The sequence below is a fragment of the Paenibacillus sp. MDV22-iso6 genome, from assembly GCF_058408365.1.
Genome location: NZ_JBZVDZ010000006.1, coordinates 66,642 through 86,715 on the forward strand (window position 1 = coordinate 66,642; position 20,074 = coordinate 86,715).

At 37.3% G+C, this 20,074-nt stretch carries 27 protein-coding genes and 1 pseudogene; 23 read left to right on the forward strand and 5 right to left on the reverse strand.

Annotated elements, in window-relative coordinates; all coding sequences use genetic code 11:
* The first annotated feature begins 28 nt into the window (after positions 1-28).
* The gene (locus AC4PM4_RS17495; protein WP_491614143.1) at positions 29-610 is read left to right on the forward strand and encodes a hypothetical protein; all 582 of its coding nucleotides are present in this window, start codon (positions 29-31) and stop codon (positions 608-610) included.
* 293 nt (positions 611-903) lie between these two features.
* Here the strand turns inward: AC4PM4_RS17495 and AC4PM4_RS17500 are convergent, their stop codons facing one another.
* The gene (locus tag AC4PM4_RS17500) at positions 904-1,491 is read right to left on the reverse strand and encodes an NAD(P)H oxidoreductase (RefSeq protein WP_063564043.1); all 588 of its coding nucleotides are present in this window, start codon (positions 1,489-1,491) and stop codon (positions 904-906) included.
* A 316-nt stretch (positions 1,492-1,807) separates the two neighbouring features.
* Between AC4PM4_RS17500 and AC4PM4_RS17505 the strand changes: the two genes are divergently transcribed.
* The 13 genes from AC4PM4_RS17505 to AC4PM4_RS17565 all read left to right on the forward strand — a co-directional run bounded on the left by AC4PM4_RS17505 (position 1,808) and on the right by AC4PM4_RS17565 (position 11,147).
* Complete coding sequence (locus AC4PM4_RS17505; RefSeq protein ID WP_176854745.1) at positions 1,808-2,125, forward strand: winged helix-turn-helix transcriptional regulator; 318 nt, start codon at positions 1,808-1,810, stop codon at positions 2,123-2,125.
* 874 nt (positions 2,126-2,999) lie between these two features.
* On the forward strand, positions 3,000-3,395 hold the full coding sequence (locus AC4PM4_RS17510; protein ID WP_491614144.1) for a hypothetical protein: 396 nt from the start codon (positions 3,000-3,002) through the stop codon (positions 3,393-3,395).
* Positions 3,396-3,468: 73 nt separating this feature from the next.
* On the forward strand, positions 3,469-4,068 hold the full coding sequence (locus AC4PM4_RS17515) for a hypothetical protein (RefSeq protein WP_491614145.1): 600 nt from the start codon (positions 3,469-3,471) through the stop codon (positions 4,066-4,068).
* Positions 4,069-4,168: 100 nt separating this feature from the next.
* Positions 4,169-4,372, forward strand: a complete 204-nt coding sequence (locus tag AC4PM4_RS17520; RefSeq protein WP_491614146.1) for a hypothetical protein — start codon at positions 4,169-4,171, stop codon at positions 4,370-4,372.
* Entirely contained in the window at positions 4,357-4,566 is a 210-nt protein-coding gene (locus AC4PM4_RS17525; RefSeq protein ID WP_491614317.1) for a type IV secretory system conjugative DNA transfer family protein, read from the forward strand. Before AC4PM4_RS17520 ends, AC4PM4_RS17525 begins: the two co-directional genes overlap by 16 nt.
* 428 nt (positions 4,567-4,994) lie before the next feature.
* Complete coding sequence (locus tag AC4PM4_RS17530; RefSeq protein WP_491614147.1) at positions 4,995-6,338, forward strand: DEAD/DEAH box helicase; 1,344 nt, start codon at positions 4,995-4,997, stop codon at positions 6,336-6,338.
* A 650-nt stretch (positions 6,339-6,988) separates the two neighbouring features.
* The gene (locus AC4PM4_RS17535) at positions 6,989-7,474 is read left to right on the forward strand and encodes a hypothetical protein (protein ID WP_491614148.1); all 486 of its coding nucleotides are present in this window, start codon (positions 6,989-6,991) and stop codon (positions 7,472-7,474) included.
* A complete protein-coding gene (locus AC4PM4_RS17540) occupies positions 7,474-7,896 on the forward strand; it encodes a thioredoxin domain-containing protein (RefSeq protein WP_491614149.1) in 423 nt (140 codons plus the stop codon). Before AC4PM4_RS17535 ends, AC4PM4_RS17540 begins: the two co-directional genes overlap by 1 nt.
* A complete protein-coding gene (locus AC4PM4_RS17545) occupies positions 7,874-8,254 on the forward strand; it encodes a hypothetical protein (protein ID WP_491614150.1) in 381 nt (126 codons plus the stop codon). The genes AC4PM4_RS17540 and AC4PM4_RS17545 overlap by 23 nt, the downstream gene beginning before the upstream one ends.
* Before the next feature lie 11 nt (positions 8,255-8,265).
* The gene (locus tag AC4PM4_RS17550) at positions 8,266-10,089 is read left to right on the forward strand and encodes an ABC transporter ATP-binding protein (RefSeq protein WP_491614151.1); all 1,824 of its coding nucleotides are present in this window, start codon (positions 8,266-8,268) and stop codon (positions 10,087-10,089) included.
* 22 nt (positions 10,090-10,111) lie between these two features.
* Positions 10,112-10,330, forward strand: coding sequence for a response regulator transcription factor (locus tag AC4PM4_RS17555; RefSeq protein WP_491614153.1), 219 nt, complete (start codon positions 10,112-10,114; stop codon positions 10,328-10,330).
* Between the two features lie 48 nt (positions 10,331-10,378).
* Complete coding sequence (locus AC4PM4_RS17560) at positions 10,379-10,768, forward strand: MauE/DoxX family redox-associated membrane protein (protein WP_491614154.1); 390 nt, start codon at positions 10,379-10,381, stop codon at positions 10,766-10,768.
* A gap of 10 nt (positions 10,769-10,778) precedes the next feature.
* Complete coding sequence (locus tag AC4PM4_RS17565; protein ID WP_491614155.1) at positions 10,779-11,147, forward strand: hypothetical protein; 369 nt, start codon at positions 10,779-10,781, stop codon at positions 11,145-11,147.
* A 550-nt stretch (positions 11,148-11,697) separates the two neighbouring features.
* Here the strand turns inward: AC4PM4_RS17565 and AC4PM4_RS17570 are convergent.
* A pseudogene (locus AC4PM4_RS17570) lies at positions 11,698-12,200 on the reverse strand (IS30 family transposase); the annotation flags it as partial.
* Positions 12,201-12,321: 121 nt separating this feature from the next.
* Positions 12,322-13,941: a putative polysaccharide biosynthesis protein gene (locus AC4PM4_RS17575; RefSeq protein ID WP_491614156.1), complete on the reverse strand. Its 1,620-nt coding sequence runs from the start codon at positions 13,939-13,941 to the stop codon at positions 12,322-12,324.
* A gap of 170 nt (positions 13,942-14,111) precedes the next feature.
* Between AC4PM4_RS17575 and AC4PM4_RS17580 the strand changes: the two genes are divergently transcribed.
* The 7 genes from AC4PM4_RS17580 to AC4PM4_RS17610 are packed head-to-tail and all read left to right on the forward strand — an operon-like array spanning position 14,112 to position 17,359.
* Entirely contained in the window at positions 14,112-14,456 is a 345-nt protein-coding gene (locus tag AC4PM4_RS17580; protein WP_491614157.1) for a DUF4085 family protein, read from the forward strand.
* Between the two features lie 36 nt (positions 14,457-14,492).
* Positions 14,493-14,930, forward strand: a complete 438-nt coding sequence (locus tag AC4PM4_RS17585; protein ID WP_491614158.1) for an oxidoreductase — start codon at positions 14,493-14,495, stop codon at positions 14,928-14,930.
* Positions 14,931-14,954: 24 nt separating this feature from the next.
* Positions 14,955-15,425: an NUDIX domain-containing protein gene (locus AC4PM4_RS17590; protein WP_491614159.1), complete on the forward strand. Its 471-nt coding sequence runs from the start codon at positions 14,955-14,957 to the stop codon at positions 15,423-15,425.
* A gap of 4 nt (positions 15,426-15,429) precedes the next feature.
* A complete protein-coding gene (locus tag AC4PM4_RS17595; protein ID WP_090808402.1) occupies positions 15,430-15,741 on the forward strand; it encodes a hypothetical protein in 312 nt (103 codons plus the stop codon).
* A 35-nt stretch (positions 15,742-15,776) separates the two neighbouring features.
* Positions 15,777-16,640 carry an imm11 family protein gene (locus tag AC4PM4_RS17600; RefSeq protein WP_491614160.1) on the forward strand — a complete coding sequence of 288 codons (864 nt, stop codon included), beginning with the start codon at positions 15,777-15,779 and terminating at the stop codon, positions 16,638-16,640.
* A 41-nt stretch (positions 16,641-16,681) separates the two neighbouring features.
* A complete protein-coding gene (locus AC4PM4_RS17605) occupies positions 16,682-17,059 on the forward strand; it encodes a hypothetical protein (protein ID WP_090808407.1) in 378 nt (125 codons plus the stop codon).
* A 12-nt stretch (positions 17,060-17,071) separates the two neighbouring features.
* Positions 17,072-17,359 (forward strand): SHOCT domain-containing protein, encoded by a 288-nt coding sequence (locus tag AC4PM4_RS17610; RefSeq protein WP_090808409.1) that lies wholly within the window; start codon positions 17,072-17,074, stop codon positions 17,357-17,359.
* A 108-nt stretch (positions 17,360-17,467) separates the two neighbouring features.
* On the opposite strand, the gene AC4PM4_RS17615 is transcribed toward AC4PM4_RS17610, so the two are convergent.
* Positions 17,468-17,896 (reverse strand): hypothetical protein, encoded by a 429-nt coding sequence (locus tag AC4PM4_RS17615; protein ID WP_090954245.1) that lies wholly within the window; start codon positions 17,894-17,896, stop codon positions 17,468-17,470.
* 143 nt (positions 17,897-18,039) lie between these two features.
* Between AC4PM4_RS17615 and AC4PM4_RS17620 the strand changes: the two genes are divergently transcribed.
* Positions 18,040-18,252, forward strand: a complete 213-nt coding sequence (locus tag AC4PM4_RS17620) for a hypothetical protein (RefSeq protein ID WP_063564054.1) — start codon at positions 18,040-18,042, stop codon at positions 18,250-18,252.
* A gap of 90 nt (positions 18,253-18,342) precedes the next feature.
* On the forward strand, positions 18,343-18,735 hold the full coding sequence (locus tag AC4PM4_RS17625; protein ID WP_491614161.1) for a hypothetical protein: 393 nt from the start codon (positions 18,343-18,345) through the stop codon (positions 18,733-18,735).
* Between the two features lie 303 nt (positions 18,736-19,038).
* Here the strand turns inward: AC4PM4_RS17625 and AC4PM4_RS17630 are convergent, their stop codons facing one another.
* Positions 19,039-20,007 carry a cation diffusion facilitator family transporter gene (locus AC4PM4_RS17630; protein ID WP_491614162.1) on the reverse strand — a complete coding sequence of 323 codons (969 nt, stop codon included), beginning with the start codon at positions 20,005-20,007 and terminating at the stop codon, positions 19,039-19,041.
* Between the last annotated feature and the right edge of the window lie 67 nt (positions 20,008-20,074).

The window sequence follows — 20,074 nt, forward strand, 5'->3', positions numbered from 1 at the left end:
TGCATTTTGGGTGAAAGGAGAAATGTCAATGATTCAAAACCATAACTCATGGTCTGTTTGTATATCCAGTGATTTTGAATTGAACTTTTTGATCTATGTAGCGAGTACGTATGGCCTTCTTAAAGAGGACATCAATGAGAATATTCTATGGCCATCCCGGCAAATGGTAGAATCAGATGAACTTCATCAAAAACTTGAAATACAATGGAAATGGTTCTGGGATCGCAGCATTAACCAAAAGGCGCATAAAAATAGTAATCATGTATCATTTGTGCTAGGACTGCCCGACTTTGAGTTAGTTGAACAACATGAATTAAGGGAGGTATTGGTTCATTTATGGCCATCCTTTAGGCAGTGGTGGTACATGCCTGCGGGCGGGCAAGCTGCAATGAATTACTGGGAAGGGATACCTGACCTTATACGTTATGTTCAAGAATTTGAAGATGAAGTGGGTAGAAAAATTAAACCGTTTCACTTAAATGTGGATTTAATCTATAACGGTCCCAATGAGCTGATTGAAGTAACGGAAGAATACATTATTATGCCAATCAAAGTTGAATATTTAATGAAGAGGGATTGGTGGATGAGTAGGTTTACAGAACGATATTAAGAACGTAAACATAACTCTGGAGTTGATGGATTACACATATACAACCTATCTGAGTAACCATAATATCACCGATATCACCATGCTGGAGAAGTTTCTTCTCTCGACAGTAAAATAATGAATGACACAAAGGTAGGGTCGCTCTTCGGAGCGACCTTTTTGCCGTGTTAAAAAGTAGTTGTTCTTAAACTCGAGAGATTAGCGTGATGGTTAACGTGATTTATTTGCACAAAAAAGGCTTCAAGCCACCGAACTTACAACAAAACTTCAGACCCTATATAGGGGTCGTAATACCGTCATAGAGTCGGATTATCGTTGGCATAATTCAATCCTAACTGATACGCCAGTTTCAGAAGTGCCTCATAATGCTCAGGCTGCGCATCCAGCGTTTCATATAAAAATTCAACGCTCGACTGAGGCACGCCGCAGTAATTGGCAATACCCACATTAAGCAAATTGGTGATCGATTCATCATAGTTTCGCTTTTGCATCTGTTCTTCCGTCACGCCTGCTAGAGCAATCCATAACATCTGCTGATGATGAAGCTTGTTCGAGCCGTAGGCAAACCCGTTGTTCATTACACGATCCACATACCCTTTCAGCATGGCTGGCAGATGCCACCACCAGAGAGGAAACACAAAAGCGACAGCATCGTGCTTCTTCAATCGTTCGATCTCCGCTTCTATCTCAGGGGAGAAAACCTGATGTTCCTTGGTAAAGTCAGGTTCATCTATGCCTTGGAGAACAGGGTTGAAGCCAATGCCATGCAAATCCAATATCTCAAAATCGTGACCAGCCTCGGCAAGGCCCTGCACGAAATGCTCGGTAACCTGGAAGGTCAGGGAATCTTTTCTCGAATGAGACACAACGACTAATACATTCATCTTATCTTTCACTACCTTTCTGCATTGCTGTCTTGTAGCCATGAATCGCTGGCTGATGCTATTATAAACAGGTATGAAAACATCTGGAAGTACGCACTTTGATGTACTATAGGAAGAATGAGGTGCCATAGGAACATCAAAGTACCCTGAATCACTGCCTCGAAATGGAGTTCAAATAACGAAACGAAGAGAAATATGAAGGTTATGATTTTACCTCGGCAACAGCTTGATGAAGGAGGGTTAAAAGTTGACGGAACATGGAAAAACGAGCACTCCAAAGAAATATAAAGTCGGTGTGGAGGCGGCCTTGGAAGTGATGGGCGGAAAGTGGAAGCCGTTGATTATTTATCATTTGATGACAGGGCGAAAACGTACATCGGAGCTGCGTCGGTTGATACCGGACATCACGCAGAAAGTGCTGACAACGCAGCTCAGAGGTTTGGAAAAGGACGAGATCGTGCAGCGAAAGGTGTATTCGGAGGTTCCTCCAAAAGTGGAATATGAGTTAACGAGTTACGGTTGGGGACTCAAACCTGCTTTGGACTTTTTGTGCTATTGGGGAGAGGAGCACCTCGAAAAGGTTCACGGGGATAAGTTCAAGGTTTTGGAGGAGTTTGACTCTCCAGAATGTTGAAGAGGTGAACCTGCTCCAGTTAAGTGATAGATGATAACGCTAATCCATATGTTGGTGATCTGTCAACCAAATTAGTCGAATAGAGAGGGATGAGTAGGTAAACGTAGACGACTTTAATCAGGGATCTCCCATAGATATGTAGACGAGAGCCAGTCTGTCCGACTAAATCTTGAACATAGCAAGTACCAATGGAGAGAAAGAATAGGAGGAATATCTTATCACATATTCGACGACTTACCCCAGAGCTGTACTGAATTTAATATGCATGCTGGCCATTGAGGTTATTTTTTTCAGAAATATTATAATCGACGAAAATGGTATTCTGAAGTATTCCCTAATCATTATATTGACCTTTATTCTGGGTTATATCATTTTTTTGATCCGGCGTTTGTTTTTTACAAAACCGAGCATTACGCTGGAAAGCGATCATGTGATTTCTACAAAACATCGGAAATACGATGCATCCCAGATTGAGTGTATTTATGTGAATTACAAACGGATTGGTATCAAACTCTATGGAAAACGTTTAGTGCCGATGGATTTATGCTTTTATTTCCAAAGAAATCAGGAGACCCAAGGATTAGAGGGGTTACATGCATGGGCAGCACGGAATCATAAAGATATGAAGCACAAGTTCTTTCAAACCTTGACGTAGACTCGTACGTTTATTTCATTGAGACCGTCATGTCATGAGGATGATGAGGCGTAATGCTGTTTTGCCAAAATAAAATCTGAAAGTTCCGGAGGTGTACTTGTTGAAAACAGTAGAACAATTTCTAACAAGCGATTGGTATAAAAACGTCATTGCTGAGCTCGTTAGCTTAAACCTCACCTCAAGTTTGGCGAGCATGCCAACTATGAAACAGATCTTTTAATGGATTCTTTTAAAGAACGTAAATATGTTCTGGAGGGCTTTAGGGTCTCGTCTCCAGCAGAAGAAGAATGTGTTCAGTGGATTATGGAGCAGATTGCCGAGGACAAGGGCAAGATTATGTCTTATGTGGCGACTCGATTAACGTTCAGTGAGCAGTTGGACGATGACCCGGATGGGGAATTCCCAGAGGGGGAGGAGCCTGATGCAGGAGATCGATCTGAAGTTGTCGAGGTTTTAGGTTTTGCCAGGTCTGTCATCGCTGACACCATCATTGAGTATGATATGGTCAAAAATCATCCAAAACAGTTAACTGCATATTACAAACATACAGGTATTCCGGGTGCAGCTAAATTTTCATCACAAATTAAAAAGGTATATGCTTCAATAGCAAATTGAATATTGCCGTTTACTTACATCTGCAAGCGGTGAATTTAATGTCTAATCCCGAACATCAGCAGGAGGGATGCCCATGAAATATCTAACGAAAGAATGGTATGAAACCTGCCAGCGGACCGGTCTTCATTTTGGCATGAGAGTACATAGCGAAGCTTACGAATTGAACGAGGCTCTTTTTCAACGGCTGTATAAAAGAAAGGAAATAGAACATATAAAGCAGGAGCGCGAGATATATAACATGGACCCCCGTTTCATGCTCGAGCATGATGGTCAGGTGCTCACTCGTGTAGACAAAGCTTTTAGTGGGGGAGAGGTGAAGGAAGAGGATCAGATGGTTTACCACATGCCGCTGGAAGAGCGAACGCATATCGAAAATCTCATTGCCGAATATGATGCCTGTCCTCCTTTTGATGAGAAAAAGTGCAAAGAAAGTACAAAGAAGCGATGGAGTGGAATTTCGAGCATAAGGCAGAGCGTTTGCCAAAAGGGAATCTTTGAGCAAATTGCAGATATCCGTGTGTTTACGCTCGGGTATTGCACAAGAGAAATATTGCTTCAGTTAAAGAAACAGAGTGCGGAAAATACAAGAGAGATGGAAATAATAATAATAATAATAGTCGCACTACCATTTAAAATCAATGTAATGTACAATCCAATTAAGTGTAAATCATAAATTACACAAAACTACTCCAATAAGGCGTTTGGAGAGACTCTCAGGATCTTACCTGGAGTTTCTTCGAACGCCTTTTCTATTGAAATTAGGAGGAATAACCATGGCTTCAGCTGCTGCTACTGTTAACAATCGAGGTACCGCCAGTTTAATGGATCATAGGGCATTAAGACCGGTGATTGGAAAAGGGGGATTTATCCTCGGAAAAGAAGTCAGGATGTCTCAGAAACTTTCATTCGAACATCTAGCATTAATCAGCCAACCGGATCTGGTAAATCGAGTACATTCTTTATACCCAATCTTTTAGAGCTAGATCAGTGGGTTTCCGCGGTGGTGACAGATCCCAAAGGTGAACTGTATTGGAAAACAGGTCCCGAACTACGGAAACGTGGATTCGATACCATCCAGTTATCTCCTTTTGAAAATCACTTCCCGGGTTACAACCCGTTATCTGTGGCCAAAGATTATGCAGAAATAAAGAGATTGCACAACTCATTCTAATAAATGGCGGACTTGCATTCGAGATCCAGGGAAAGAGCGGTGGAGATTCAACCTGGCTTAACATGTCGCTACCGCTAGCTGGCTCAGATAAAATCTTAGCTAGTATTATGGTAACGATCGCTACAAATATGCAATTGTTTATGGATGATCGGGTAGTACTTTTTGCGCAGCGGAATGATATACAGCCCAAACATTTACGATACGGATTAAACATTGACAATAAAAAACCAGTTGTCCTGTTTGTTTCAGTACTGAAACGAAATCCCTTTACGCTGCTGTGAAGGGCGCCGACAACGAGCAAGAAGTCGACGTCATTGTCGCATCTACTCAAACGTTAGTCCGCGGCAGGCAGATGGTTAGACCTTCGCTTGTTATTTATGATCAGGCACATCATAGTGTCTCAAAGGGTTCATACAAGGTCTTAGAGCTTGGGTTGCTTTGACATTGATGGTCCACAATTACTCGGGATAACCGCGACCCCGAACAGACTTGACCGGCAAGCTTTAGGACAGGTGTATGAGGAGATTGTATATGAAAAAACGATTTTGGACCTCATACTATCAAAGTATCTTTGTGACATCAGGGGTAAGAAGATTATTGCAGATGAACTCAATCTGGATTCTGTTCAAACACTTGCTGGTGTTTTTAACGAAAAACAACTGGGTGAGCAAATGGGCCAAGAAAGTGTTATCGATACAATAGTCCAGGCGTATTTAGAACATGGCGAAGAGAGAAAAACGATTATATTCGCTGTAAATGTGAAACAAACCTACGAAATTGCCGATCGCTTATCTTCTCATGGTGTGAATGCTGCCGGCATTGATGGTTCATTGCCTGAAGAGACTCGCGATCACTTGCTCGCTGATTTTTCTAAGGGCATTCTACAAGTCATGGTGAATTGTATGATCTTAACGGAAGGCTTTGACGAACCTGGTGTAAGTTGTATTATGATGGCGAGACCCACTAAAAGTGAGAGCTTATATATTCAGTGCATTGGACGGGGGACCCGAATATTTCCGGATAAAGTCGATTGCCTTGTTCTTGACATTGTTGGTGTTTCATCAAAGAAACACTCTTTAATAACACTCATCGATCTCTTTCCTCCAGGGAGAATAGAAGATGATGAGGAAATCGATGAAGATATCCTAAAAGATGAAATGCTTGAGGATAGGGAATCCGTCCTTGAATTTCAGGAGAGTCTGTATCAAATTGCCTTTGAACATGGTAAGAAAATGCATGAGATTAATCTTTTCTCTACAAAGACGATCTATTTATGGAACTCTATCTCCGGTAGTGCTTACTACATTAGCATTGGCAATAAGCAATATTGTTACTTAATTAAAGATGATAACCTCTGGTGGATTTTATTTGGACATTCAAATAAGCGGCTGTATCCCTTACATGATGAAGCTTTATCGCTAGAGTGTATACAAGGTATTGCTGAAAGCTTTTTGCAAACAATCAATACCAAGATAATTTATAAGGAAGCTCGGTGGAGACATCATCCAATGAGTCCAGCTCAACGTTCGCAGCTCGATAAAAATGCTATTTTGTATGATGAAACATGGACAAAAGGGCAGGCAACCGATGTACTTGACAGTATTTTTGGAGAAAGAATTGCAACTAAAGTCATTGATAGATTTAATGGGGATCTATACCGTACCATGTTAGCAAACCAATATGTGTGGGATAAAATTTATCTGGATCTAAATGAAATTCAAAAAAGTCCTCCTGGCGAAAATCCTCGAAATTCAATTTCGAATTTATCGTAAACGACGGTCTTGACCAAAGGTATATCAAGGTGTTTAAGGTGAACGAATTGCCAACCTTTATTATTAGGTGTGATATTTATTCCCACCACTAAATTAAAAACTTCTGAATGTTAGCTTCTCTTATTTCAGCAATGATTTCAATCTTATGGGGATACTTAATCTATGATGGTTCAGACTATCTTTCTTTTTTTACAAGAGCATTTTGGTCCTATCTTAGAGGACAGAGATTTATTAAAATTATTATATTAGTAAGAAAAATATAGTAAATGTAGTACATATGAAGACTTATGTTATATTTTATACTTTCGTATAATATTTATAGATTACATAAGCAATAGTAATCACATAATTTTTAGGAGGTTTTTTTATGTCATGTTCTTGTCAAGTAGGTTTTACGCGCTCTGCTGGTGCCGATTCTTCAATCTCATTTTGTCAAACTAATCATGTTTGTGCTAGTGGGTATATGAAATTTACCAAAGAGACTAGTTATTGTTTCGATTTGTTAGGAATGGGTAGATCTTATACTGCGGAATGTAATACACAGTCTACAGGAGTCTGCTGCACAAATTCTTGGTACTAGAAGATGTCCCCAAGGGCGTGCTGTTAGCCCTTGGGCTTCTTTTCTATTTATTTATAAAGGAGTAATCACAATGAATTCTTCGAACTATAGGAAATTCCTTAAAAATTCTAATGCTAACACTGAGAGTCTCAATGATCTGATCGGAGAAAATTTGCCCGTAACTATTAGTGTTGATCAAGATAGAACAATTAATCTACACTCATTAATGAACATCAGTTCAGGAAATATTGTTATTTTTGTAAGTGAGCAATGTGCTTCATGCGATTTACAACCTATAATTAAATTTTCGTCCTTGTATGATCGATTTAACTATTTAATTTTTTATGAATCTGAAAAGAAACTTGATGAAAAAATCTTCGGAAATCACGTCAAATTGATTCCGTTAAAAATGGAAATTGTCAACGAGTTATTCGGAGTTTCTATCATCCCTTCTGCACTTATACTTAATAACAAGGGTCAAATAATCTCAACAGGCATTTTTAATTCAGAGGAGGACTTGGAGAGACTTTCCTTTCATCTTTTGGAGGTTTATTATGAGCAGAAAGGAAATAACTGATGGACACTACACGAGTTGAAAAATCATTTCTTAGCGCACTAGACCATAATAATAGTATCGTAGAAGTAGAAGATTTTTCAAACGGTATCATTTTTTTTATTTCTTTAACATGTTCTTATTGCATTGAGTTGCTTCCCCATCTATCTAAAATTGAAAGTGAAATAGCACCCCGTAAAATGATATTAATGTCAACAGGTAGTACTGAAGAAAACAGAGAGCTTGTATCATACTTTGAATGGAATTTTAAAGTCTTACAACTTGACAAAAAGTCAGAATCTTTTTTTGCTGTAAAGAAATTTCCTTCTGTTTTATTCACAGCTAAAAGTAGTAATGAGATTATCCACAATAGCATTGTTTATGATTATGAACATTTTATTTTTTTGGATAAGGAGGCTTCCAATGCAGGGCTTATTGATTTGTAGCAAAGACGCAGAAGCAAGAAGAGTAGGGGACCAAACCGAGAGCAGGATTGGGATTGTTCTAAACAAAGTGTACCTAGACACACTCCCCTGTGTAATTGATTTTTTTGTATATTTCAAAGTAGATTTTTTTTCTGCTGAAAGGGGCTTTGAGCTTAACATTCAGGTGAAGGATGAAGATGATAATTTGATCAGGAGTACAGATAATTTAGCCATGTATAACAAAAGACCATCAAATGAAATCCCAACAGTTGAAGGAACCTATCAAATTAAATTTCCTATTAGTCGCAAAGGTATGATTTTTGTTGATTTAAATGTAAATGAAAATAGATTATACAGTTATCCAATACAGGTATTATAGGTGCTCTATTTATGGAATTAATGAAAACAGAAGTTAAACTTTCTAGTGTTTTAAGAATAATTGCTCGAGCAATGAAAGTGATAATGAAGACTTACCCTATTCTCTTTCTTGTGAAATGTTTATTCATGTTATATGAAGCATTAATACCAGTTATTTTGGTTAAGATTACTACTAATTTAATTAACAATGTTCAATTGGTAATAGAGAATCCAGCAGTGGAATCGTATCTATTTCAGTCATTTTATTTACTATTTTTACAGCTGATACTGCTTATAACAGGTTTTCTTGCACAGAGTGTGATTACTTATATACAAAAAAGTACAGACCTGAAAACAGAATTCTATTTTCAAGACTTGTTCTCCCGTTCTATTCAAAACATTCCATTAGTGGAATTCGAAAATTGGGAGTTTTATAATAAAACTCAACGGATTTCTAACTCAGGACCAAAAAGTGTCAGCATCATAGATTCTTTACTAGTCATTCTTAAGAATTTCATTACGTTGGTTGGATTTATCTCAATTTTATTTTCTTATAGTCCAATCGTAAGTATGATCTTTATATTCTGTGCTTTGCCTATTTATTTTTTTAATATCAAAATGAGTAGATACAAATATCAGAAAGTCGTGCAGAATACGGAACTTAATAGAAAATCGAATTACTTTTCGGAGTTATTTAAAGAGAAAAGAGTTTCATCAGAATTAAAGATATTTAAGCATGGTGATTTCCTTCTAAACAGATGGAGAAAATACTATAATCTTTTTGCGAATAAAGAAATGAAAATACAAAAACAACTGTCTTTATACTCATTAATTATCTTTCTCTCTAATTCGATTGTAATATTTGCACTCAGTATTAGTTTGATAGTGATCGGTAGTAAAAATAAAATTACTATCGGAGTATTCGTAGCACTTTTACAAGCTTTAAACACTTCACAAAGTATAATTAATGAAATAATAACTAGATTTTCATCAATTTATGAGAATTCATTGTTTGCAATGGAATACTTTTCTTTCACAGATTCTTTTGGAGAAGTTAGAACTACTCGTAGCCAGACCTTGATTAATTTCCCCAAGCTAAAACAAGGATTACAAGCAAAGAATATCAGCTTTAACTATCCAAATAGTAATGCAAATCAATTAAAAAATATAAGTCTAAATATTGGGGTAGGGGAAAGAGTGGTAGTTGTCGGAGATAACGGAGCTGGGAAAACAACACTTATAAAGTGCTTATTAGGTTTATACCCAATCCAAGAAGGAGACGTTTTTTATGATGAAATCAATGTCAAAGACATTGATCCCCAATCTTTCGTTAATAATGTTTCTGTTATTTTTCAAAACTTTTCTCAATACAATCTAAGCCTTAAGGAAAATATAACATTAAATGAACATATGAATATTAAAGATTTCGAACAAGCGATTCAAACTGCAGGTTTAAGTGAATTGATTGATAAACTGCCACTAGGATATGATACAGAACTTGGAAACCAATTTACAGGTGGTCTTGAAATTTCAGGAGGACAATGGCAGAAAATAGCCTTAGCGAGAACACTATATATTTCTCCACAGGTGGTTGTATTCGATGAAGCCTTTTCTGCACTAGATCCGATAGCTGAGAATAAAATCTTAGAACAGTATTCTGAAGTTACTAAAGGTAAAATTTCTATTTTCATTTCACATCGTATGAGCACAACAAAATTTGCTGACAAAATATTGGTAATGAAAGACGGCGAACTAATAGAACAAGGGAATCATGACACACTAATGAGCAAAGATAGCTACTATAAAAAATTGTACACTAGTCAATCCAAATGGTACAACGCAGCTAAATTCAACTAGATCTACTACTGGGGGGCGTATTATGATAGCTCAATTAGAAGAAAAAGTAGAATGTTTGACACTGTCTACTAGAGAAAAGCAGGTAATTTTACTATGGATAAATGACTGGAATTATAAAGATATTGCAAAAGAGTTAAGTTTAAGCGAGTCAACTGTACGAACTTATATTAGTAGGATATATATTAAGATGAATGCTAAATCGAAAGTGGAATTATTATTGCTGACGCTAGGAATAAGCTAAAACTTCGTTGTTGAAAAGTTTCAACATAAATAACTTGGAGGAGATTATATGATTACTAACATATTAAGTATACTCTTCTCAATCATATTTTTTATTTCTTTTTCTTCGAAAATAACCGGAATCACTAATTTTAGTGTAGATATTTATTCTTATGGTCTTGTAAACTACAGGTTATCGAGGATTCTAGCTCCTGCAGTTTTGGTTATTGAACTTCTGCTAGCTATTTTTTTTCTGCACCAATCCTTGATTATATGGGCAGTAATTTCATCCATTTTTTTATTGTTATTATTTACTGCAGCCTTAATTATTAAGCGATTTTCTTCCAGTAAGAGAACCTGCTCATGTTTTGGAAAGATAAAATTCCTTAATGAATTTCCTCTAACGAGAAATATAATTTTAATAATATTACTAAGTAGTTTACTGTATCTTACAATGTAGGGGCGAGTATATGGAAATCGGAGCACTGATTATTATGGTTATATATTTAATATACATAACCATAAAATTAATTAAGATTAATTCAGTAAACTCTCATCTTATTAACTATTGTAAAGAGAAGAATATTGACATAGAAAATTCTAATTATATTATTTTTCTGAATAGCACTAATGAAATGTATAATGAATTAGATCAGCTCTTGAAAAATAACAGCTTTATAAATTCAATAGTTTTTATACAGGCTCCTGATTGGTATGTTCAGATAAAGAGGAAGTCATGGGGAGATTCTATTGTGATAAATGAATATCCTAACGAAATTTTAGATGAAGAGATTCACATTATAAAATTGAGTAGTATGAAACGCCTCAACTTCGTTTAAGAATTATCATAAACTTTTTTCACTCTCGTTAGGTAACACTTCTTCGTGCCAGCTGCTCCAGCATTATTATACAACCGTCTTTCTCCAACCTGTTTGAATCATGACTAGATTTCTCAAAGCCTGTAAATTAACTACGGAATCATTTCTGAAAATTCTTGTAAAATCAGAGTTTCAGAAATGATTCTGTTTTTTTGATTTTCCTACGGACCGAGGCACTTGTCGTATACTCCTTTAATAATTAGCCATTTATTAAAACCTTAAAGTTGAATTCAAATTTTTTGGGTACCGTATCTTTTTGCTATAGGAAGCGTAAAGCTTAAGAATTGTAATAGATTGACTGAGCGATCTGATCGTATAGTTGCTGCGAATATCAAGGGAGTGCAAATGGTTATTTAATGAGGTATATACGCAGTCTTTCAGTAAGCTTGCGAAAAACAATTATACAGATCGTATCTAAATAGAAAATACGAGTCAGAATAGGTATGAGACACATTATCAAACCTAGTGCGACAGTTCCACTGTGAAAGATTTGAGTCTTCCAACCCAAGCATTATCGTGGTCTATGATTAATGAAGTGGAGTGAGTGGACGAGATCTTCTTCTGCCACTTGAGCGAGATCCGTGCCTTTAGGGAAAAATTCTCGAAGTAATCCATTCGCATTTTCGTTGGATCCACGCAGCCAAGACGAATACAGATCAGCAAAATTTCACGTCATGAGTGGTTTCCAGATTGGCATAGCAAGCGAACTCCTTCCCTCGGTCAGCAGTGACTGTGAGGAAGGTACCTGTTGGGTATTGCGAGTTCGCTACACCGAGCGCAATTTCCATAGACAATTTCGTACGATCTGGTATGAGAATAGCCGTATACAAGCGTGTTTTTCGTTCAATCAACGTCGCTACGCATCCTTTACTTTTCCCGCGCCCCTGATTCAACTGTATCCAGTTCCCAGTTCCCAAACGTTTCACGAGAACGAACCTCTTGAGGGCGATCCGAAATGGATCTGCCAATGGTGAATTTACAGCGAGTTTCTAAGGGTTTCCTGTTGCTTCCTTTTGTGCCAGAGAACCTGTAAAGTGCCTCCAATCATAAAATAAAAGATTCTTATAAAAACAAACCAAGAAACCGTCGCTGGTTGAACCCGCGACGGAATTAAAAAAAGCTTAGCTTACTATATCTATGAATTTTTTCTTGTTTTTCTTTTAAATCTGCTCACGGCATTCAACACATCTTTATAAGGTAGTAACTTGAAAATTACTAAAAGTGATATGTATAAAACACACACAAATGCCATTATGAAGACAACTTCTAGTAGATTGTTGAGCTTTTCATATGGAAAAAGATTTAAACTCTTTACTACAAATTTGTTTAAACCTAGAGACAATAATACAACAATAGAAGTTGACAGAATTAGATTGAACCATTTTAAGCCTAGTATATTTAATGTAACAACCTTATTGATTATTGAAAGATTAAACAAAAACATAAGAAGAAAACATATAATTGTTGATACGTTAATACCATAGATACCAAAGTAATCGGATAAAATATAGTTTAATACAACCTTACTCGATACACCTATTATAAAACTTATAATTAGATATTTTGATTTTTCAATTCCAATTAGAATACCGCCGCTAGTTTGCATTAAGATTTGAAAGAGAGAGCTTATCGTTATCATTATTACCATATTAGAAGAGTATGTCTTACCGAATTCAGTTCCCCCGTAATTAAATAAAAAACCAACAAGAGAGGAACTAGCAAAACATATGCCTAAAACAACCGGCAATCCAGCTAGAAGTCCCAAACGCAATGACTTGGATGCTTCTGTTTTTAATTCATTCATATTCTTTTTAATATAAAGTGCAGATAGTACTGGAACAATAGATTGACTAAATGCTACAGAAATAATAATTGGTATTCCGGCTAATGATTGCGCTTGGCCACCTAATATACCTATTAACTCTTTAGCTTCATTTAATGTAAACTTATCTTTTAATAAAGGTATGATCGAAGAAGTATCAATATTATAAATTAGTGTAACTGTCATAGAGAAGATTACATTTGGCAAGGAAATTTTTATTAGCCAAATTGCTGTACTTAATGAGCGCTTAAAAAAATTCAACAATTCACCAAACGAATACACAATTTTTTTCTTGGTTTTAAGGTGTTTATTCCTCTTGAAACAATAAATTAGAGTTAAGAGTGCTGCCAATCCACCCGCTACCCCGCCAAATGATGCACCTGCACTTGCCCATATCAAACCATAACCAATTAATAAGTATGCTAAAAGTATTGAAATAATCAGTCTTACAACTTGTTCAACTATTTGGCTGATACCATTGGGCATAGCATTTTGATTCCCCAATGAGTAGCCTCTCATGACAGCTACTGCTGGAAAAAATAATAAAGCAGGGGCAATAGCTCTTATAGAAAAAACTGCATCTAAATCTCCAGATATCCGTGCATAGATTGGTGCAATAAAATATAAGAGACAACACATAAATAGACCACTTATCACTGAGAAAAACAGGGCCCTGTGATAAATGGTATGAGCTTCTTCTTCTGAATTATCAGCTATTTTGCTAGAAATTACTTTACTTAGGATCGTAGGTATTCCAGCGGTAGCTATCACGAGAAGAGTAGAATAAAGATTAAAAGCGATAGCATAACTACTCATCCCAGTATTTCCTAACAGATAAACAAGTGGAATACGTTGAAAAACACCTAAAAACCTTGCTACTGCAGCTGCAATAATTAATATTACAGAGTTTCTTAACAAAGAACTTCTGGACATCCTGAACCCTCTTCCAATTATAATAAAATTTATTACTATAAGTTTAACATAATTATACTAGGTATTTGAGTATGAAATAAAATGCTTCATGGTTATCGAACAGGCTAGCTCAGCCACCAATAGTGTCCTCTGGAGGCAGTGAACCAACCACACACAACAACAATAAATAATTGGACCGCGTATCGAAAGAATACAGGGAAGCTATTGTGGCACAGGATATTCCAGGTGAGATACATAGCCGAGTTCAATTTCATGATTGTACAGTGACGGAACTGCTGACGGGAGAGGAAGTTGCCATTCGTTTTGATACCAGTGGAGGCTTCACTAATATGAATAAACTTATGCTGATTGCACCCGAAATCATCAAGCAAGAAGGGCAGATTGTAGGCAGTTACTGGCTGTATCAGGAATTGTATCGGATCGATAACGGATATGAGCTTCATGTTTTATTCTATGGAGAAAATATGCCTGAACTTATTGTTCGCTGTGAAGATATTCTCGCAGAAGAAGAGTGAGGCAGAGCCCAAGTGGTTGAGTATGGAGGGAATGTAGTGAACATCAGTACAATAGAAACCAAATTATCTTCAAGATACGATGAGTTCGATCCTGAACAAGACGGAAATAAAAACACGAAATTTGCAGACATCATTATTGATGGTAGATCGCTCTATCAGAGACTGGAAAAACATGATTTAGTACCTTGTCTAGGATGGGGAAGCGACGAATATCAACGACTTCTTATTGACTATTTTCTGCTTAATAAGCCACATGAATCCATGTATTATAGATATCCGATTTTAGTATGCCCTTGGTGTGGAGATGAAGAATGTGGATTTATCTCTGTGAAGATTGATAGAGAAGATGATGTTGTAATCTGGAGTGATTTCTTATTGAACGACAATAAAATAGATGTGGGCCCATTTTATTTTCATTGGGAAAATTATAAACAAGCCATTGAAGCTACCTATGGTACAGCGGGAATTCAGTAACTGAAAGAAGGAGGTATACTCTACATGGGCATGTCTGATTATTATAAAAACCTTAGGGGGAAAATCGGAAACGAGCTTATTTTTATGACGGGTGTGGCTGGGGTTATCCGAAATGAACAAGGAGAGATCTTGTTCGGTCGTAAACATAATGAAACCAACTGGGGCTTAATTGCTGGGGCAATCGAGCTCGGTGAGACACCTGCTCAAGCGATGATAAGAGAAGCATGGGAAGAGACAGGGCTTATCATAGAACCGGAGAAAGTGATAGGGATTTATGGTGGTGAAGAGCAGCGGTTTACATACAGTAATGGTCACCAAGTTGAATATTTAACGATCGTATTTGAATGCAGTATCAAGTCTGGACAACTGGCATCCGATAATGAAGAGATAATGGATCTGCAATTTTTCCCCGAGAATGAGCTTCCACCTATTGCAAACAAGTATCCAGATTATATTTTTAGTTCTAACCAAGAGGAAAGGGCGCATTTTAAATAATTCTATGAATCTATATGGGAAGAAACCAAATGGTATTGATATTGAGTGGACGACCAGCACATTTGGTTATTTATCCATTCCGGTGTTTGTCTTGGGGATTGTATTTTATTTCTTTCCTGATATTTTATATAAATGCTTTGTTCTGATGAGATATAGGGGAATCAAACCAAATTGGGAATTTGAGGACAACCCTCCAAACAGAGATATTCCAAAATTGATAGAAGTGATATTAAAAGCATTAGGCTGCATCATGATGATATTAGGAATCATATGGTTTTGGTTTTCGGAAGAGTTTTATCATTTTTGGTTTGTTTAGCAATAGTACGCATCTTATAAGCAGGAGTGAAATGAATGAAAGCATGGTTGTTAGATTACTATCCACCGAATAATACGATTGAATTTAGCGATTCGGAGGAATTAGATCAAGTTTATGAGGCTTTAGGCAGTGATAAGCCGATTATTCAGGAATGGTCTGCACCTAACGTAGAATTTAATGATGTGGGCAAACCAGCCGATATTTTAAACAGATACACGGGGGCGCTTGTCATTAGTAGGAAAGTGAAAGAACTATTGGAACAGAATCACATTGAACATATCGAGTTCTTGCCACTTTCAACGGCCACTGAAGAGGAATACTATATTTTACACGTGCTGTGTGTTATCGATTGTATAGACCCGGAAAACTCTAAAGTAAGGACTTATTATGACGACGTTCCTCAGTTTGATGAGTATTCACTTGTTTTAGTTCAAAAAGCTTTACAAGGACAACACATATTCAGAATTAAACTACCAAGCGAGGATAGAGAGTTATCTTACATATATGTTTCAGATTTTTTTCAAGAAATATTAAGTCAATCCATCGTGGGTTATCAATTGGTGGAGATCTGGGATTCGGAGTTTTCCTGGAAAGCCAAAGAAGAAAAGCATGAGCGGATGGGTCAGGAAATTGATAGCTCCTTGCTAGAAGTGTTTGATTTTGATAAAGCCAAGAAGTTCGCTCGTAAAAATAAAGGCCATATGGTGTACTCCGGTGAGTGGGCGATCAAGGCAGATAAGGAAAAGCAAATTTGGTTAGGGAACCTTCAATTGGATGGGAGCTACTCATGGATCAATCCCATCTATTATCCTCCCATTTTGTTGGAACTTCAGTGGGGAATTCCAGAAAGAAGTAAAACGATGTTTAGCCGTTTGAAAGAGAGTGTTGGCTTTAAATAACAAAATATTCAGCTAAGAATTACCTGGAAGGAGGAGTGGGCGTGAGAAGCTCCAGGTTTACACCGTATTTAAGTTTCATTGGTTTAGGATTAATTATTATGACTTTGGCCATAAATCTTATTTTTCATTATGGAAGGGGATTGGATGAAGGTTCCCTTATGCTTTTGTCGGTTGCCAATGCCGTGTCATTGTTTTTCACTTTAGTATGGGGATTGTTTGGGCTTATTGAGTTGTATTTATTATTGATATCGAATAAGAAACTTAAATCCGGATTGGATACTGGAAATATTAGTAAAGAAGAGTACATGAATAAAGCCAAAAATCTTAAATTCTGTTATGTTGTAAATATAAGTTATCTGGTTATGCTTTTAATTCAACTTGCATATGTCATTATGAATTGGGACGAGGTCGATGTTTAGGAGGAACTATAATTGAAAGCATTGTCGATCATTGGTATTGTGTTATTTACATTAACGTTTTTAATGATATTCGGGCTAGTGCCAGAAGATCCCGATAGCGCAGCAATCTTGGGACTTTTAAGCATGCTGTACGCCATACCCTTCTCAATTATTGCTTTGGTTGTATCTTCTCGGAGGAAAAAACAACCTGTAAATGTCCATGAACAACTTTTGCAGCTAGGTGAGTTGAGAGAAAAAAATATCATTACTGAGTTTGAGTTTGAACAAAAGAAAGAGAAGCTGTTCTCTAAAATTAAGTAGTTCAGAGACAACTACATACCATAATGGAGGCCCACCTAAGATAATAGTTATCGGGGGAGGCCTCCATTATTAATAATATCTCCCTTAATTAAAGGATTTAAATCAACCTTACTCATTCGTAATCTTTATCGTTTCATCGGTAATGGTGTTACCATCACTTCCCAATGCTTGAATAGTCATGTGGTGATGCACAGACTTACCCGCAATATCCCACGTTATCTTCCACCCATCGTCCTCGTTAGTATCATACCCAATAAGTTCTCGTTCTCCCCAAGTCTCAGTTCCTGTTGGAACGGCCCAGAAAAGAAGTGTTTCCGCGTTGGTCGCCTCTACTGTGACATTTAACTCTGTGCTATCTGTAGGAATTATAATCCAACCTTCTTTTTCGGGAAAGTTAGTCTCAACATTTGCAATCATGGGCATAGCCTCATTTCTTGGGATAACCTCAGTGTCATGATTTTCAGTAGGAACTTCTGAAGCGCAGGCTGTGAGAAGAAGGAAGAGCAGAAGAATCGGGAAAAATGCTATATTTGTCATGATGATTACCTCTTTCTATATAGTGGTATTCACAAATCCTCCAGAGTAATTCCCTCGCACTTGGTTTGACAATACGTTATATGCATGTAAACATAACAGTTAATCAATTACAGTTTAATATAAGTAAGGAGTTGTGAATCAGGATGGAACTCTTTGGAGCTTTTATAGCGTTGATCCTATGTTTTATTGTGTTTCTTATCGTTGCTGCAGTTATACGTTATGCGATAGATTCTTCAAAAACATCGAAAAGACTTGAGGATCTAATAAAAGAAGTACACTATTTGAGAACTGAAATTAAAAAACAAAATAACAATAAACAAGGCGATAATAAATATATTATTGACGAGAAAGTATAGTATAGGTGCCTATTCAAGAAGCAATACCTTGCATCATGCAGGTCGTTTTATGGAAGGAGGGTTAAGGTGCGAAGTGATTTTATTGAGCTCGTGGAAGAGAGTGATGAGAGGTACAAATGTTATGTTTTGAAAAATACAGTCCAAATATTTAAGCAATCCATAAAGGATGAGGATTTAAATGATGTCCGACTCTATATATCGACGACTATTCAGTTAGATGCAATTGCTGATGTAGTAGAGTCATATCTGCATTGGTTTACGGAGTGTGAGGCCGTATTTCGAAATTATTATGAGAATGAACTTCGTGAACAAGTACATAAGGATTGGTTTAATGAAATTGAAGTTTATCAAGTAGATATCACATTTAATAGTAAAGAGGACTACGGAGCAACGATAGCCTGCGGAGACAATGTGTTACAAGGTCACATTATGATTATTGATTTTGATCGAGAACATATCCAGGCTATCCACTTAAATGGATAAGCTAATTATATATACCATCTATGATGATGTTTTGTAGTCTATTGTTTTCTCTTAGCTCCAGGTAGTTAAGAAATAGGAGCAGCGTTATCAGTACAAGAATCACTGACATGAACTTTTGGAATTTCCCCATGGTAGATATAACCTCCTCATTATATTAAGTAAATTACGGTGTACAACAAATTAATTTGATAATGCCATTTGTATTACAGAACGCCTGAATGGAATTAAAGTTACGTGCAAAATGAAAAACAGGACTATTCCTCTAACGGGAATAAGTCCTGTTTCTATTTAAAACTATTAATCTCAATGATGATGATGCCCATGAGCATCCGGTGCGTCACCTTTGACAGTGCATAAAACCGAGGTGTCGTGAAGATGTTTTTCAGATTCGACTTGCAAGGTCACATGCTTGATTTCTTTATGCTCCAACAGATGCTCAATCTTCTGAACAAGCACCTCGGATGCATACACATCCATCGTTCCATCCACCACGATATGAGCGGTCAGTGCATTCAGGTTGCTGGTGATGGACCAGACATGCACGTCGTGCACGCCTTTGACGCCATCGACTTGTTTGATGGTCTGAACAAGGTCATTTACATCCACATTCGCTGGCGTTCCCTCCATCAAGATATGCAAGGATGATTTGGTGACAAAGAATCCACTGCGTAGAACCAGTACAGCTACAATGACACTTGCGAGTGGATCGGCCCAGCCCCAACCGAAGAACATCATAAGCAAAGCAGCAGCAATGGCGCCAACCGATCCGAGCATATCACTAATGACATGCAGGTATGCTCCGCGCATATTCAAGTTTTTCTCCGTATCGCTACCGCGCATCATGATCCATGCCACCAGGATATTAATGAGCAAGCCGATGATACTGATGATCAACATACCGACTGTTGCGACTTCTGGTGGGTTGATGAAGCGACCAATTGCTTCGTAAAAGATGTAAAGTGAGATGGCGATTAAGGTGACCCCATTTAACGTGGCTGCCAAAATCTCAAAGCGTCTGTACCCGTACGTTTTGCCTGTATTCACCGCTTTTTCGCCAAAGGTGAACGCCAGCAAGGCGATCCCCAAAGCTATGGAATCAGATAACATATGACCTGCATCGGAGATGAGGGCTAAGCTGTTCGTCATGAATCCGCCAACGGCTTCAACAATCATATAAACGGTAATAATAATGAAGGAAAATAACAGTACTTTCTTGTTATTGGTACTACCATGATTGTGTCCATGGTCGTGGTTGTGATGATGTCCGGACATATGAGATCCTCTCCTTTGGAGCCGTGCTCCGTTATGTAATTGATTTCTTTTGTGACTACAAGTGATC